Annotated in this window: 16 protein-coding genes; 13 read left to right on the top strand and 3 right to left on the bottom strand. The window is 33.7% G+C overall.

What is annotated here, in order from left to right; all coding sequences use genetic code 11:
- The first annotated feature begins 118 nt into the window (after positions 1–118).
- Positions 119–502 carry a DUF1573 domain-containing protein gene (locus P163_RS07065; protein WP_034889055.1) on the top strand — a complete coding sequence of 128 codons (384 nt, stop codon included), beginning with the start codon at positions 119–121 and terminating at the stop codon, positions 500–502.
- Between the two features lie 34 nt (positions 503–536).
- On the opposite strand, the gene P163_RS07060 is transcribed toward P163_RS07065, so the two are convergent.
- Positions 537–1,871 (bottom strand): aspartyl protease family protein, encoded by a 1,335-nt coding sequence (locus tag P163_RS07060; protein WP_156100668.1) that lies wholly within the window; start codon positions 1,869–1,871, stop codon positions 537–539.
- A gap of 100 nt (positions 1,872–1,971) precedes the next feature.
- Between P163_RS07060 and P163_RS07055 the strand changes: the two genes are divergently transcribed.
- A complete protein-coding gene (locus P163_RS07055; protein ID WP_034889051.1) occupies positions 1,972–3,162 on the top strand; it encodes a pyridoxal phosphate-dependent aminotransferase in 1,191 nt (396 codons plus the stop codon).
- A gap of 4 nt (positions 3,163–3,166) precedes the next feature.
- Positions 3,167–4,180, top strand: coding sequence for a UDP-N-acetylmuramate dehydrogenase (gene murB, locus P163_RS07050; protein WP_034889049.1), 1,014 nt, complete (start codon positions 3,167–3,169; stop codon positions 4,178–4,180).
- A gap of 73 nt (positions 4,181–4,253) precedes the next feature.
- Here murB and P163_RS07045 read toward each other — a convergent pair whose 3' ends face one another.
- Complete coding sequence (locus P163_RS07045) at positions 4,254–4,877, bottom strand: fasciclin domain-containing protein (protein ID WP_034889046.1); 624 nt, start codon at positions 4,875–4,877, stop codon at positions 4,254–4,256.
- A 166-nt stretch (positions 4,878–5,043) separates the two neighbouring features.
- Here P163_RS07045 and P163_RS07040 point away from each other — a divergent pair, with 166 nt between their 5' ends.
- The 6 genes from P163_RS07040 to P163_RS07015 all read left to right on the top strand — a co-directional run bounded on the left by P163_RS07040 (position 5,044) and on the right by P163_RS07015 (position 11,175).
- Positions 5,044–5,250 carry a hypothetical protein gene (locus tag P163_RS07040; RefSeq protein WP_034889044.1) on the top strand — a complete coding sequence of 69 codons (207 nt, stop codon included), beginning with the start codon at positions 5,044–5,046 and terminating at the stop codon, positions 5,248–5,250.
- 5 nt (positions 5,251–5,255) lie between these two features.
- Positions 5,256–6,356: a glycosyltransferase gene (locus P163_RS07035; protein WP_034889041.1), complete on the top strand. Its 1,101-nt coding sequence runs from the start codon at positions 5,256–5,258 to the stop codon at positions 6,354–6,356.
- The gene (locus P163_RS07030) at positions 6,347–6,916 is read left to right on the top strand and encodes an RNA polymerase sigma factor (protein WP_034889039.1); all 570 of its coding nucleotides are present in this window, start codon (positions 6,347–6,349) and stop codon (positions 6,914–6,916) included. The genes P163_RS07035 and P163_RS07030 overlap by 10 nt, the downstream gene beginning before the upstream one ends.
- Before the next feature lie 77 nt (positions 6,917–6,993).
- Entirely contained in the window at positions 6,994–7,866 is an 873-nt protein-coding gene (lipA, locus tag P163_RS07025) for a lipoyl synthase (RefSeq protein WP_034889037.1), read from the top strand.
- Between the two features lie 19 nt (positions 7,867–7,885).
- Positions 7,886–8,893 (top strand): type I glyceraldehyde-3-phosphate dehydrogenase, encoded by a 1,008-nt coding sequence (gap, locus tag P163_RS07020; protein ID WP_034889035.1) that lies wholly within the window; start codon positions 7,886–7,888, stop codon positions 8,891–8,893.
- A gap of 35 nt (positions 8,894–8,928) precedes the next feature.
- Positions 8,929–11,175, top strand: coding sequence for an ATP-binding protein (locus tag P163_RS07015; protein ID WP_034889033.1), 2,247 nt, complete (start codon positions 8,929–8,931; stop codon positions 11,173–11,175).
- Between the two features lie 110 nt (positions 11,176–11,285).
- Here the strand turns inward: P163_RS07015 and lpxK are convergent, their stop codons facing one another.
- Positions 11,286–12,287, bottom strand: a complete 1,002-nt coding sequence (gene lpxK / locus P163_RS07010; protein ID WP_034889031.1) for a tetraacyldisaccharide 4'-kinase — start codon at positions 12,285–12,287, stop codon at positions 11,286–11,288.
- 45 nt (positions 12,288–12,332) lie between these two features.
- Between lpxK and P163_RS07005 the strand changes: the two genes are divergently transcribed.
- The 4 genes from P163_RS07005 to msrA all read left to right on the top strand — a co-directional run bounded on the left by P163_RS07005 (position 12,333) and on the right by msrA (position 15,607).
- Positions 12,333–13,427, top strand: a complete 1,095-nt coding sequence (locus P163_RS07005; protein ID WP_034889029.1) for a Nif3-like dinuclear metal center hexameric protein — start codon at positions 12,333–12,335, stop codon at positions 13,425–13,427.
- Positions 13,428–13,429: 2 nt separating this feature from the next.
- Complete coding sequence (locus P163_RS07000; RefSeq protein ID WP_034889026.1) at positions 13,430–14,209, top strand: zinc ribbon domain-containing protein; 780 nt, start codon at positions 13,430–13,432, stop codon at positions 14,207–14,209.
- Between the two features lie 148 nt (positions 14,210–14,357).
- Positions 14,358–14,951 (top strand): hypothetical protein, encoded by a 594-nt coding sequence (locus P163_RS06995; RefSeq protein WP_034889024.1) that lies wholly within the window; start codon positions 14,358–14,360, stop codon positions 14,949–14,951.
- Between the two features lie 2 nt (positions 14,952–14,953).
- Positions 14,954–15,607 (top strand): peptide-methionine (S)-S-oxide reductase MsrA, encoded by a 654-nt coding sequence (msrA, locus tag P163_RS06990; RefSeq protein WP_034889022.1) that lies wholly within the window; start codon positions 14,954–14,956, stop codon positions 15,605–15,607.
- Positions 15,608–15,636: the final 29 nt, after the last annotated feature.

Raw genomic sequence — 15,636 nt, 5'->3', positions numbered from 1 at the left:
TTTTGAAAATATGAGCAAAAGTACTTATAAGTTGAGGATTATAAAAGAAGTAGTTTTGCTTATATATTTTTGAGTTAGACCTAAACCCTTTACCTTTACTAAACAAAATCTGATAATTATGAAAACCTACATTTCAATAATAATATTTATGCTGGCTGGTCTTGGAACCATTACAGCACAGAACGCTGCAAAGTTTGAATTTAAAGCGGAAGTTATAGATTACGGCGATATACAGAAAGGAAGCGATGGAACTCAAATATTCACTTTTAAGAATATTGGGGATTCCCCTTTAAATATAGAAAATGTGTATTCTAGCTGTGGATGCACAGTACCTACATGGACAAAGTCTGCTGTTGCTCCGGGAAAAAGCGGAGAGATAAAAGTAAAGTATGACACAGATATCGTAGGACCTATTAGAAGAACCATCACTATCTATTCTAACGCAGATGAATCTCCAAAAGCAATAAAAATTAAAGGACGGGTTATGGAACCTATCAATTAGACTCAATTACAACTCCCTTTTAGGGAGTTTTTTTTTACAGTATCTTTTTCAATCTAAAATCTATCGTAGTCTTATCTAGACCTCTTTCAATTTTTAACTTTATCCTTTTTCCATCTTTTGAACTTAAAATCTTTTGTAACCCAGAAAGGGAGAATCTATAAGCAGGCTTATTATTTATTTCTAATAGAATATCACCTTTCTGTAAACCTACCTTTTCTGCTGGGGATTCTGGACGCACTTCCACAATCTTATACAAAGGTTGTAATTTAAATTTCACAGAAGTAGTGCTTTCATAAATAACACTACCAGCACCTTCTGTAGTATTCAAATTATTAATTCCATTGGTACTGCTGTGATCTAGCTCCTTCACGATCATTTGTCCATCATGCGCTATTACAATACCACTCATGTCGTATTCAAAAGGCTCTAAATAAAGCCTATTTGGTCTTAAGCTTACACTTTTTCTGGAATAATCAAAGATCACCTGGAACCTTCTTAAAATTTTAGCTCCAATACTTCCGTTCTTAGTATCGTAAGTCTTAAGCCCATCTATATAAGTTTTATCTGGAAAACTGGCGGTAACATCATTTAGTACAAACTTTCCAAGTTTTATACTTTCAACCCTGCTCCTAGCTCCGTAAACACTACCACTCATACCATAACCTAAAAAGTCATCAAAATGGACTTCCGGCAAACTTACTCCTGCAGATTCTTCTTCAAATACCCAAATAGCATCTCCAGAACCGCTATCTATTAAAAAGTTCAGTGTAAGCTCCTTTCCGTTTATTTTAGATATCGCCTCTATGTATGGTTTATTATTAGAAAATGTTAGAGGCAATACCTCACATCGATTGCATTTTTTAGAACTGTAGCGATCTTTATTATAGACAATCAACTTCTTTTTTAAATAATTAAAATCTAGAACAAAATCTTTAAAAAAATCGTTACCAATAATGCCATTTACAGGTATTCCCAATCTGCTGGAGAGATTCATGCTATTATCAAAAGAGATATAAATGGAAAGGTCGTTGGAAAAAGAATTTCCAATCTTAATGCTATTCCCTGTAGATTTTAGCGCTCTAATTGGCTCTTCCTCCCCTATGCCTCGTAAATAAATAATACTCGCATCTTTTACATCTATAGAATCTTCTTTATCTAAGCTGAATAAAATAGTAGAATCTACACCGGTATCGAGCAAAAAAGATAGTTTTACTCCATTTAACTCTAAAGGGATTATAACCAGATCACTAACTAGCTGAAAAGGCAACTCAAATTTAGATTTATCATCTTCAATTCTAAAATTTCCTTGAGAACTAGCAATATGGTGAAGCATTAAAAAAATCATCAAAAGACCTATTGCTTTTTTCAATTTTTATTTCAAATTACAAAATAATTGAGAATAATTGAGATTTATAAGGAATAGAATCTGCATTAAATTTTGCACTTTTGCATAGAAAAAATAATATTCTATGCCTAAAATTTCAGATAAGGGTCATTCTATGCCAGAATCCCCAATAAGAAAATTAGTACCTTATGCAGAAGCCGCAACCAAAAAAGGTAAAAAGATATACCAGTTAAACATAGGACAGCCAGATATTAAAACCCCACAGGTGGCTTTAGATGCTGTTAGAAACCATAATATTGAAGTATTATCTTACAGTCATTCTGCAGGTTTTGCAGAATATAGAGATAAGCTTGCAAAATATTATACCGGCAAAAATATTGCCGTAGATGGCGATGATATTATCATATCTACCGGAGGTTCAGAAGCTTTGATGTTCGCTATGGGTAGTATTGCAGATACGGGGGATGAAATTATCATACCCGAACCATTCTACGCTAATTACAACGGATTTGCTACAGCTTCAGGCGTTACCATCGTTCCTGTAGAATCTAAAATAGAAAACAATTTTGCACTTCCTCCAATTTCAGAATTTGAAAAATTAATAACTCCTAAAACCAAGGCAATATTAATTTGTAATCCTGGAAATCCTACCGGTTATTTATATACTCAGGAAGAGATAAAGCAACTAGCAGATGTTGCATTAAAGCATGATATTTTCTTAGTTTCTGATGAAGTTTATAGAGAATTCACCTACGATGGTGCTGAACATTTCTCTATAATGAGCCTTCCAGAATTAAAAAACCATGCTATTATGATAGATTCTGTATCTAAGCGATACAGTATGTGTGGCGCTAGAATTGGATGTCTTGTATCGAAGAACAAAGAGGTTATACAAACTGCTATGAAGTTTGCCCAGGCTAGATTGAGTCCTCCAACATTTGAACAGATTGCTAGTGAAGCTGCTTTAGATACTCCACAAAGTTATTTTGATGAAGTAATAAAAGAATATACCAATAGAAGAAACATTCTTATTAAGGGTTTAAATTCTATAGAGGGTGTTAAGGTTGCAGAACCTAAAGGTGCATTTTATTGTATCGCCGAATTGCCGGTAGAAAGTGCAGACGACTTTGCAAGATGGTTGCTAGAAGATTTTCAATTAGATAATGAAACCATTATGGTTGCCCCGGCTGCAGGTTTTTACTCTACTCCAAACACAGGATTAAATCAGGTAAGAATTGCTTACGTCCTTAAAAAAGAGAATTTAGAAAGAGCCATAGAAATTCTTAGAGCTGCATTAAAAGAATACAACAAATAGTTGAATGAAAGTGTTTGAGAATTTTTCTTTAAAAGCTTATAATACCTTCGGAATAGACGTAAAGGCTAGAAAGTTTATTTCTGTTACGTCCATAGATGATCTAAAGACGGTTTTAAAACAAACCTATTCAGATCAATTATTTATTTTGGGTGGTGGTAGCAATATGTTGCTTACAAAAGATATAGATGCCACCGTGGTTCATTTAGACCTAAAAGGAACAGAAATTACAAGAGAGACTGAAGAATACGTTCTTATTAGAGCAGAGGCAGGTGAAAACTGGCATCAGTTTGTACTTCATACCATAGAAAATAATTGGGGCGGACTCGAAAATCTTTCTCTTATACCCGGAAATATTGGTACTGCTCCAATTCAAAACATTGGAGCTTACGGAGTGGAGTTAAAAGATACTTTTTATACTTGTACCGCTTTAAATATACAGACCTTAGAAGAACGAAAATTCAGTTTGGAAGAATGTGGCTTTGGTTACAGAAACTCAATATTTAAGAATGATGTTAAGGGTAAATATGTGATTACTAGCGTGACCTTTAAATTAAAAAAGAAAGATCATTTAATACAAACTAATTACGGGGCCATTGATACTGCTTTGGAGGAAATGGGTATTGACAATCCTACAATTCAAGACGTCTCAAAAGCTGTAATTAAGATTAGACAGGAGAAACTTCCAGACCCTAAGATTTTAGGAAATAGCGGTAGTTTCTTCAAAAATCCAGTTATAAGCGCCCAAGAATTCGATACTCTTAAGCTGAAATTTCCAAAAATGCCTTCTTATCAAATATCAGATAATGAAGTAAAGATTCCTGCCGGCTGGCTAATAGACACTGCCGGTCTTAAAGGATTTAGAGAAGGTGACGCCGGAATACACATAAACCAGGCTTTGGTTTTAGTGAATTATGGAAACGCTACTGGATCTGAAATTTGGTCTCTTGCTGCAAAAGTGCAAGAAAAAGTTTATGACCTATTTAATATCAAGTTAGAAGCAGAAGTAAACGTTTTTTAAATACATTTTAAAGCATAAAAAAATCCCGCTTTTAGCGGGATTTTTAATTTCATTGTATGTATGTTGTAGTCAATTATGACTTCTTCATTACAACAGCATCAATTTCGTGAACAACTCCATTAGAAGCTTGAATATCTGCCTTAACTACGGTAGAAGTTTTACCATTACCATCTTTAAGAACAATTTTATCACCGTCCATCATAGCGGTAAGATCTGCTCCGTCTACAGTTTTCATAGCATAAGAACCGTCATTTTCTGATATCCACTTTGCTAACATATCAGAAGTAATACTATCCTGAACTACGTGATATTTAAGCACAGTTTGTAATTTTTCTTTATTCTCTGGCATCATCAATTCGTCCAAAGTAGCTTTAGGCACTTTTGCAAAAGCATCATCTGTTGGTGCAAATACTGTAAAAGGTCCTTCTTCTTCTTTCATCATTTGTGCCAATTCAGCAGCCTGTAATGCGCTAACTAAAGTACTTAGTTCCGCAGTAGCCATAGCTTTAGAAGCTATACTATTAGACTCCATTTGCATACGGTCTTCATTTGCTTTCATTTCAGCTTCTCTTTCAGCCTCCATTTCCTGCATTTCCATTTTGTCTTTTTCTTCTTGCTCTTTCTTTTTATTATCATCACAAGATGTAAAAGCAAGCGCTGATAATACAGCAACTATCGTTAATTTTCTTAATTTCATAATTTGGTTTTTATGTTAATTATTTGACGCAATTTAGCACCGTTTGCTGATATGTTGCATATTATTAAATTAAAGTTTAGTTAAATATTGTAAAGGTTATATTAATTAGCGACTACATTTTCCAAGCAGGGTTTTTATTATTACTTTTGCACTAAGAAAAAAGGTTATGGAATTACTACTTATTACAATCGTATTATTAGGTTTAGCTTTCGCCGGAATTGCTATAAAAATTTGGGCAAAAAAAGACGGTAAATTCGCCGGAACCTGCGCTAGTCAAAGTCCGTTCTTAAATACTGAAGGAGAATCTTGTAGTTTTTGCGGTAAATCTCCAGAAGAAATGAAAGATTGCTCAGACACTACTAAGAGCAATTAATATACATGATAACATTTTTATTCTCCCTATTTATAGTTTTTGCTATAGTTAATATTGCATATTATATTGGCTATTTAAATTTTACCTCAATCCCAAATACCGTCACTAACAATTCAGATCTACCAATCTCGGTAATTATCTGCGCAAAAAATGAAGCAGAAAATCTAAAGCAATTTATCCCAAGCATCCTAGATCAGAATTATTCTAATTTTGAAGTTGTTCTTATTAATGATGCTTCTTTTGATGAAACTCTAGAAGTTATGGAGAGCTTTCTATATGACCCAAGAGTTAAATTGGTAAACGTTGAGAATAACGAGGCTTTTTGGGGAAAGAAGAAATATGCACTCACTCTAGGAATTAAAAAAGCAAGCAATCCATATCTTTTATTTACAGATGCAGATTGCGCTCCAGAAAGTAAATTCTGGATTCAAAAGATGGCTTCAGGTTTTGCACAAGAAAAATCAATCATCCTTGGTTATGGAGGTTATTTTAAAAACAAGTCTTCTTTTCTCAATAAAATGATTCGGTTTGAAACGCTACTCACTGCTGTTCAATATTTCTCTTATGCAAATTGGGGTATACCCTATATGGGGGTTGGCAGAAATTTAGCCTACACCTCTTCAGAATTCTACAATCAGAATGGCTATGCCACCCACCTCCATTTAAAATCTGGAGATGACGATCTTTTTGTAAATCAGGCGGCAACCAAAGAGAACACCAGCATTTGCTTAGACAAAGATGCTATTACCCGTAGCTGCCCAAAGACTAGTTATAAATCATGGATCACACAAAAACGCAGACATATCTCCACTGCCAAATATTACAAGAAAAAGCATAAAGCTTTACTAGGCTTATTTTATTTTTCTCAATTTGCCTTTTGGATCTTAGCTATATTTTTGCTGAGCTTTCTTATTCACTGGCAGTTAGTTCTTGGAATATTAGTTATAAGACTGATTTTGCAATTTGTAGTTATATGGAAATCTGCAAAGAAATTAGATGAGTTAGATCTTGTATGGCTTACTCCAATTTTGGAGATTTTTCTTATCTGTATACAATTTGGTATCTTTAGTCTTAATCTTTTTTCAAAACCAACTAATTGGAAATAAATACTGCAACGCTTCTAAAGCATATTAAACAGGCAAAAGAAGGGCAGCAGCAGGCTTTTAAATTTTTGCTTGATTCATATTGGATGGAAGTATACGCTTTTCAAATGAAAAGAGTGCGCAATGAATATGATGCTGAAGAAATTACAATTCAAACTTTTTCCAAGGCCTTTGATAAATTAGAGACTTTTGATGAAAAATACAGCTTTAAAACCTGGCTTATTACTATTTCCAAGAACATTCACATAGATCTTTTAAGAAAAAGTAAATCTTCCATAAGAGCTAATACGGCAGATGAGCCATCAGAAAATGTAAATAGAATACCAGATGAGACTCCAAGCATTGAAGATATTTTAATTAATGAGCAACATCTTGCACAGCTTTTAAGCGACATTAAGCAACTGAAACCGCATTATCAAGAGGTAATAAATCTTAGATATTTTCAAGAGAAATCTTATAAAGAAATTGCCACTTACCTTAAAGAGCCTATGAACAATGTTAAGGTAAAACTCCTTAGAGCTAAGAAACTTTTAGCTCAAATTATCGAAGCTCGAAAAAGCTAAACATCAGCTTAAACTCTGCTTTACTACCCCTATACAATTCATCATATTATTGTATCTTTACCGCATAGAATTTTGATATGACAACAGATACTATAGCTCCACAAACTCGAACTCCAAAACCTAAATGGTTACGTGTAAAACTTCCAACCGGAAAGAAATATACAGAACTTAGAGGTTTAGTAGATAAATATGATCTTCACACCATTTGCACCTCTGGTAGTTGCCCAAATATGGGAGAATGCTGGAGTGAAGGAACAGCAACTTTCATGATCTTAGGTAATACATGTACCAGATCTTGCGGTTTCTGCGGTGTAAAAACAGGGAGACCAGATACGGTAGATTGGGATGAACCGGAAAAGGTTGCTAGATCTATTAAGCTAATGCAGATTAAGCATGCGGTTATAACAAGTGTAGATAGAGATGATCTTAAAGATATGGGATCTATTCTATGGGCAGAAACCGTAAAGGCTATTAGAAGAATGAATCCTGAAACTACGCTGGAAACATTGATTCCAGATTTTCAAGGAAATGAGCGCAACATAGATAGAATTATTGAGGTAAGACCTGAAGTAGTTTCTCATAATATGGAAACTGTAAAAAGGCTTACCAGAGAAGTTAGAATTCAAGCAAAATATGAGCGCAGCTTAGAAGTTCTTAGATACCTTAAAGACCAAGGAATTGCCAGAACTAAATCTGGTATTATGCTGGGACTTGGAGAACAAGAAGATGAAGTTATTCAAACTTTAAAAGATCTTAGAGCTGTAAATCTTGATATTGTAACTATAGGACAATATTTACAACCAAGTAAAAAGCACTTACCTGTAAAGCAATTTATTACTCCAGATCAATTTAAGAAATACGAGACAATAGGCCTTGAATTAGGATTTAGACACGTAGAAAGCGGAGCCTTGGTAAGATCTTCTTACAAAGCTCAAAAGCATTTAACTTAATTCCTTTTTAGGATTTTCAATGTCAGATAAATTAAAGATTGGAATTAATGGGTTTGGTAGAATTGGAAGAAATCTTTTCAGGCTATTAATTCAAAATACAGAAATAGAAGTTGTAGCTATTAATGATCTTGCGGATGCTAAAACCCTCGCACATCTATTAAAATACGACAGTATTCATGGCAAACTGAATGAAGAGGTAACTGCAGAGGATTCTAATATTTTGATAAACGGAAAGAGAATCCCTGTTCTAAATGCTGAACATCCTAAAGATATTAACTGGCCTGAATATAATGTTGATTACATCGTAGAAGCTACCGGTAAATTTAAGAAGCGTAAGGATCTAGAATCTCACTTACAGACAGGGGTTAAAAAGGTAATTTTATCTGTACCGCCTGAAGATGACACTATTAAAATGGTAGTTCTTGGAGTAAATGAAGCAATTTTAGATGGATCTGAAAATATTATTTCAAATGCTTCTTGCACAACAAATAATGCAGCACCAATGCTGGATGTGATCAACAAGAATTTTGGAGTAAAACATGCCTACATTTCTACTATACATTCTTATACATCAGATCAAACCTTGCATGATAGGCCTCATAAAGATCTAAGAAGAGCTCGTGCAGCAACTCAATCTATTGTTCCCACCACTACTGGAGCCGCAAAAGCTCTAACCAAGATCTTTCCAGAGCTAAAAGATGTTATTGGTGGATGCGGAATTCGAGTGCCTGTTCCTAACGGATCTCTTACAGACATGACTTTAAATGTTAATAAAGCTACATCTATAGAGGAAGTAAACAAAGTATTTAAGGAAGCATCGAACACATATCTTAAAAATTACCTTAGTTACACAGAAGAACCGCTGGTTTCTATAGACATTAATGGAGATCCTCATTCTTGCATTTTCGACTCACAAATGACTTCTGTAATTGGAGGCGATCTTATAAAGCTTATTGGTTGGTATGATAATGAAATAGGATATTCCAGCAGGTTGATTGATTTAATTTCATTCGTTTCAAAAGAATAACTATATTTAACGCTTATGAAACGGTAATTTCCCCAATGAAGAACTTACTTTTTGCCCTTTTGTGTCTTTTTTACTTTTCTGATATCGTTGCTTTTCAGCAAGAACGTAAAATTGACACCTCCGAGGTTAATTTAAAGATTCGAAATCTACTTACAGATGCCGAGATTTCTGTGAATGTTCTAGATTTTGAAAAAGCTTTAACAGAACTAAATTCTGCACTGGCATTATCTAAAGAAGTCAACAATCAAAAATACATTGCTCTCTCGAGCAGTATCCTATCAGAACTTTTCTATATACGTCACGATCTTAAACGTGCGAGCACAGAAATCTTAAGAGCCATTGCCATTCAAAGAGATATAGATGATAAAAGCGGCTTAGCATATAGTTACATAACGTATTCCAAGATCTTAAGTTTACAAAATGACGCAGCTCAGGCGTACAAATATCTAAATTTGGCAGAGCGGTACTACAAGCAAACCGAGGATAACGAAAGCCTTAGCTTAGTTAAGCTCAATAGGGGAATTGTAAAACTAAGAGAAAACTCTAATTCTGCATCGTTACAAGAGGCTTTAGAAGAATTAAAAGAAGCAGAAGAGTACTTAAGAGATTCTAATAATAAATATGAGGTTGCCAGACTTCACTATTTTCAAAGTAGGATCTATACAACGCAGAAGAAATATGATCTTGCTCAGGCTGAAGCTGAGAAATCTTTTGAATTAGGTAAAAAGTTTGGTTTTGGAAGCATGATTATGAGCAGTAATCATATTTTAAGTCAGATAAATGAAGAAAGAGGTAACTATAAAGCCTCACTCGTTTATTTGAAACAAAGTAATGAGGCAAGAGATTCTATTTTTAATTTGAACAAAGAGGCATTAGCTCAAGATGCAAACACCAAATATGGTGTAGATGCCATGAAAGCTAATGTAACAGACCTCACTTTCAAAAATGCTGAACAAGAACGCTCTTTAAAAGTGAATAAGCTAACCACTATTTTAAGTGTTGCCTTAATCACCATATTATCCCTACTAACTCTTTCTTTATATAAGAATAATAACTTGCGTGCAAGAGCCAATGATCTTCTTCAGAAAAAGAACGACGAGCTTACTATTGCAAAAGAGAATGCCGAAAAAGCTTCTCTGGCAAAAGCACAATTCTTATCAACAATTACCCATGAACTAAGAACACCGCTATATGCGGTAACAGGTTTAACACATTTATTGTTAGAAGAAAGTCCAACTGAAAATCAAAAAGAGCACTTAAATTCACTTAAATTTTCCGGTGAGTATCTTTTATCTCTAATTAATAATATATTAGATCTTAACAAACTTGAAGCTAAGAAAGTTGAGGTTTTAGAAACATCATTTAATTTAGAAAAAAGAATTTCTGATGTATTAATTGCATTAAAAAATTCTGCCGATAATAAGAACACTAAATTTCACTTAGAATTTGATAAGGAAATACCTAAGAAATTAAAAGGTGATCCGCTGAAGATCTCTCAGATCTTGATTAACCTAATTGGTAACTCCATTAAATTTACAGAAAACGGAGATATTTGGATTCGGGTTAATAAGACCAAACAGCAAGATCAATTTGCCTATCTTCATTTTGAAATTGAAGATAATGGAGAAGGGATCTCAAAAGAGAAACAAAGCAGCATATTCGATAATTTTACACAAGGATCTACGCAGATCAACCGTAAGTTTGGTGGTACTGGACTTGGTCTTTCTATTGTGAAGAATTTATTGAATTTAATGAACAGTGATGTTCATTTAAGAAGTGAACTTGGTAAAGGATCTTCATTTACTTTTGATCTAAAATTTGAAGCATTTGAATCTCCTTTCGCTACAGATAACCTTCCACAGTCTGGCGCACAATTTTCTGTTCCGCTTTCTAATGATATTATGCATAATAAGAGGATCTTAATTGTAGAAGATAATAAGATCAACCAAATGATCACCAGAAAGATATTAGAAAAACATAAAGTTATTTGTGATGTTGCTGATAATGGGACAATTGCCATAGATAAAGTGAAGAGCAATCCGTTCGATCTAATACTAATGGACATTCATATGCCTGGAATTAGTGGGATTGAAGCTACCATTGAAATTAGAAAGTTTGATACTCAAATTCCAATAGTTGCGCTAACAGCTGTAACTCTAGATGAAAATCTAGACGAATTTTATTTAAATGGCTTTACAGATATCATCCCTAAACCTTATAAAACAGAAGAGTTCTTCAGTAAAATAAATTATCATTTATCAAGTAGCAACGTTCAAGTTTAGTTTTGGCACGCTGTTTGAAAACAATGAGCTATCAAAATTATATACCGAAAGCATATTATATAGTTTGAATTAGCCAAAAATAAAAAGGGATGCATCGTGCATCCCTTTTTTTATTTTATAAACTTCCTTACCATTCCGTCGAATTCTGATGTGTTTGAAATGAATTTCATTTTTATGGGTAAATAATAGAGGTCTGGATGCACTATCTTATCCTTCAGCCTCATATAATCTTTTTCAGTAGTTATTATAATTGCAGCCTGAGCGATCTGCTCTAATTCGGCCTTGCTAAAATTATGATGATCGGGATAATTTAAATGATCGTATTTAATATCTATTTCATCTAAATAATGAAGTAAAGATTTTGGATTTGCAATTCCTGTAACCAGCGTTATTTTAGTTCCCTCAAAAGATGTTATAGATTTGGAACCACTAGAACTAATTACCATTTGGCTATAGTCTATGTAGCTAAAAAACAACTTCTGATAATTTTTCAGTTTTAGTTTCTCACAGATCTTTTTCGCATCCTGCTCGCTGAGCAGTTTTGGACATTTAGTAACTACAATAATCTGCGCTCTTTCAACACCAGCAATAGGCTCTCTAAGATCTCCGGCCGGCAACATAAGATCATCTATATACAAACTGTCAAATTTTGTGAGAACAATGTTCAATCCTGCTTTCACTTTTCTATGTTGAAATGCATCATCTAGAAGTATCACCTCAGCATTATTTTCATCCTTTAAAACTTGTATTCCGTGTTGTCTATTTTCATCTACAGCAATAAGCACATCTTTAAATTTGGTCTTAAACTGAAGAGGCTCATCCCCTACTTCACTAGCATTTTCCAATCCGTTCAACAAAATAAAACCTTTGGTTGTTCTGCCATAACCTCTGCTTAAAGTAGCTACTTTAGAGTGTGGAACTAATAAATTAAGTAGATACTCTATCATTGGAGATTTACCAGTACCTCCCACACTTAAGTTTCCAACGCAGATCACAGGGATGGTATATGAGCTAGATTTAAGCACATCTTCATCATATAAATAGTTTCTTACGCGAATGATGATTCCGTAAAGTATAGCGAAGGGGAAAAGTAATTTTCTAAGGATACTCATTGAGACGAAAGTATAATATTTATATTTGATTTAAAATTATAGCACATGATTATTGCAGAAGTTATTGAACATTTAGAAGAATTTGCTCCCATTGCAACCGCAGAAGATTTTGACAATGTTGGCTTATTAGTTGGTGATACAAAAACAAAGGTTTCAGGCATTCTTATCACCCTAGACACTTTAGAGGAAACTGTAGATGAAGCTATCGAGAAGGATTGTAATTTAATAGTGAGCTTTCATCCAATTATCTTTTCTGGCTTAAAAAAGCTGAACGGCTCTAATTATGTGGAACGAACTGTAATTAAAGCTATAAAAAATGATATTGCCATTTATGCCATACATACCGCTTTGGACAATCATCATTTAGGAGTTAATAAAATGATGTGTGACCAAATAGGATTGATAAATACCAAGATCTTAATCCCAAAGAAGAATAGCATCAAAAAGCTCACTACTTATATTCCTTCAAAGAAAGCAGAAGAACTTAGGGAAGAATTATTTAAGGCTGGCGCAGGCTCCATTGGGAATTATGATGAATGCAGCTTTAATATTGAAGGCAAAGGAAGTTTTAAACCAAATTCTAATGCTTCTCCAGTAATTGGAGAACGTGGAAAATTACATATTGAAGAAGAAACACAAATAGGCATCACATTTCCTGCACATTTAGAAGGTAAGATCTTAAAAAGCTTATTTAAAAATCATCCTTATGAGGAAGTTGCTTATGAGGTTGTAACTCTAGATAATGCACATCAAAATATGGGTATGGGTATGATCGGGGAATTTGAAAAAAGCAAAACGGAAATAGAATTTTTGGAACATTTAAAAAATGTCTTTGGAACGGCATGTATAAGACATTCTAACCTTCTCGAAAAACCAGTATTTAAAGTTGCTGTTTTAGGAGGCAGTGGAAGTTTTGCAATAGAGAATGCAAAACGTGCTGGCGCAGACTTCTTTGTAACTGCAGATCTTAAATATCACGATTTCTACAGAGCCGAGGAATCACTGGTTCTAGCAGATATTGGACACTACGAAAGTGAGCAGTACACAAAAAATCTTTTACATTCGTATCTTAGTAAAAAAATTAGTAATTTTGCACTTATTTTAGCGAATACAAAAACCAATCCTATCAAGTATTATTAACTATGGCAAAAAAAACCGATGTTACTGTAGAAGAGAAGTTAAGAGCGTTGTACGATCTTCAACTAATTGATTCTAGAATCGATGAAATTAGAAATGTGCGAGGTGAACTTCCATTGGAGGTAGAAGATTTAGAAGATGAAGTAGCCGGATTAAACACACGTATTCAAAAACTGGATTCTGATTTAGAGGTTATAGATAATGACATTAAGACTAAGAAAAGCCTTATTGAAGAATCTAAGACTGCAATAAAGAAATACAGCGAGCAACAAAAGAATGTTCGTAACAATCGTGAATTTAATGCATTAAGCAAAGAGGTTGAGTTCCAGGAATTGGAGATCGAACTTGCAGAAAAGCATATCAAAGAATATAGAGCTCAAATTGAGCAGAAAAAAGAAGTGATCACTCAAACAAAAGAACGTTTGACGGATAGAGATAAGCATTTAACCCACAAAAAGGGAGAATTGGATGCTATTCTTGCGGAGACTCAAAAAGAAGAAGAAATGCTTGTTAAAAAATCTAACGATTTTCAAGAGCAAATTGAAGAGAGACTAATAAGCGCTTACAAGAGAATTAGAACCAATGTTAAAAATGGTTTAGCTGTTGTTGCTGTAGAACGTGGAGCTTCTGGAGGATCTTACTTTACTATCCCACCACAAGTTATTGTAGAGATTGCTGGAAGAAGAAAAATTATTACAGATGAGCACAGTGGTAGAATTTTGGTAGATGAAGATCTAGCGAAAGAAGAGCAAGAAAAAATGGAAGCATTTTTTACTAAGTTCTAATACTTCTCAAAAATTATTTTAAGAGACCTATAAAAAGTTAGTAGCTTTTTATAGGTCTCTTTTTTTCGGATTTATTGGATTAACATGTATTTTACATTTTTAAACTTTTTAAGCTCTAACTTTATTTAAAATTCTGAACCATATTTATATGAAGAACCTATTGGGTACTGCAATCTTATTATTAACGCTATTAGGCTGTAAGAATGATCAATCTGATCAGGAATACGACAGTTCTGCAAATTCTAATACCTCATATTCTATTTCTGGTAAATCTGAAAGAAATAGACAATCTAAAGATTCTTTAAATTTAAGTAACTCTACTACCAACTCTGAGATAAATGAAGCATCGGAAAAATTAAAGGAATCTTTTCCTCTAGGAAATTATATTAAGGTTGGGGAAGAAACAGATAGTAATTGCAATTGCTACTGCATTAGTATAAATTACTCAGACATATCTACTTTCTGTTTAGTTCAGAATGAAATGTATATCAATGTAAAATTTGTTCAAAACCAAAGTGGAAGTACAGACGTATATTTTATAGATGTATCTGATAGAAACAAGCAGGGAAAAGAAATTCCATGGAACGATTTCGATACAGATTCACCTATAGCTAATATAACAAATATTGATGGCAATACATTTGAGCTAGATTGGTTAAATTTTAAAATAAATGGAGACCTAGCTAAAGATTACGCCATTTATGGCAAAAAAACATTAGAAGGAAAATACAAAATTAAATAACTATGAAATTACCCTTATTAATTTCACTTACTGCATTGTTCTTTTCTTGCGGCAATGGAAATACTCAGAATCGATCAAGCACATCAGAAGCTTTAACTACTGCAGAACCTATAGAAGTACCAAATAAGGACGGAATGGCTCATGCATACTTTGCTAGTGGTTGCTTTTGGTGTGTGGAAGCAGTATATGAAAGTGTAGAAGGTGTGCAGGAAGCTGTATCTGGATATGCAGGAGGAGAAATGCAAAATCCTACTTATGAGAATAGTGGCAAACATGCTGAAACTGTGGAAGTGATCTATGATCCAAATAAAGTAGATTATGAAACCTTGGTAAATGTTTATTTTGGTTCACAAGATCCCATTCAAGTAAATGGACAAGGACCAGATAATGGAGTGCATTACAGATCCATAATATTTTATCAGAACCCGCAGCAAAAACAGATTATTGAAAAGGTAAAAGAGGAAGTAGGTAAAAACTACGATAAACCTATTGCTGCTGAAGTACTTCCATTTTTAAAATTCTGGAAAGCCGAGGACTACCACCAGAACTATGAAAAACTACACCCGGAAAATCCATACATTCAAAATGTTTCTATCCCAAGAATAAATAGATTCCAAAAGAAATTTCCTGAATTATTAAAAAAAGGAAATCACTAGCATTAAAGAACAAAAAAGGAGATCTATAC

This window comes from Gillisia sp. Hel_I_29, from assembly GCF_000744275.1.
Taxonomy (GTDB): Bacteria; Bacteroidota; Bacteroidia; order Flavobacteriales; family Flavobacteriaceae; genus Gillisia.
This window is presented reverse-complemented; position numbering and strand designations above follow the sequence as displayed.

Coding starts and splice junctions, on each gene's coding strand:
- P163_RS06995 (WP_034889024.1), top strand. CDS start 14,358: ATGAAGAACCTATTGGGTACTGCAATCTTATTATTAACGCTATTAGGC.
- P163_RS07040 (WP_034889044.1), top strand. CDS start 5,044: ATGGAATTACTACTTATTACAATCGTATTATTAGGTTTAGCTTTCGCC.
- msrA (WP_034889022.1), top strand. CDS start 14,954: ATGAAATTACCCTTATTAATTTCACTTACTGCATTGTTCTTTTCTTGC.
- P163_RS07065 (WP_034889055.1), top strand. CDS start 119: ATGAAAACCTACATTTCAATAATAATATTTATGCTGGCTGGTCTTGGA.
- P163_RS07015 (WP_034889033.1), top strand. CDS start 8,929: ATGAAGAACTTACTTTTTGCCCTTTTGTGTCTTTTTTACTTTTCTGAT.
- lipA (WP_034889037.1), top strand. CDS start 6,994: ATGACAACAGATACTATAGCTCCACAAACTCGAACTCCAAAACCTAAA.
- P163_RS07005 (WP_034889029.1), top strand. CDS start 12,333: ATGATTATTGCAGAAGTTATTGAACATTTAGAAGAATTTGCTCCCATT.
- P163_RS07045 (WP_034889046.1), bottom strand. CDS start 4,877: ATGAAATTAAGAAAATTAACGATAGTTGCTGTATTATCAGCGCTTGCT.
- P163_RS07055 (WP_034889051.1), top strand. CDS start 1,972: ATGCCTAAAATTTCAGATAAGGGTCATTCTATGCCAGAATCCCCAATA.
- P163_RS07000 (WP_034889026.1), top strand. CDS start 13,430: ATGGCAAAAAAAACCGATGTTACTGTAGAAGAGAAGTTAAGAGCGTTG.
- murB (WP_034889049.1), top strand. CDS start 3,167: ATGAAAGTGTTTGAGAATTTTTCTTTAAAAGCTTATAATACCTTCGGA.
- P163_RS07035 (WP_034889041.1), top strand. CDS start 5,256: ATGATAACATTTTTATTCTCCCTATTTATAGTTTTTGCTATAGTTAAT.
- gap (WP_034889035.1), top strand. CDS start 7,886: ATGTCAGATAAATTAAAGATTGGAATTAATGGGTTTGGTAGAATTGGA.
- lpxK (WP_034889031.1), bottom strand. CDS start 12,287: ATGAGTATCCTTAGAAAATTACTTTTCCCCTTCGCTATACTTTACGGA.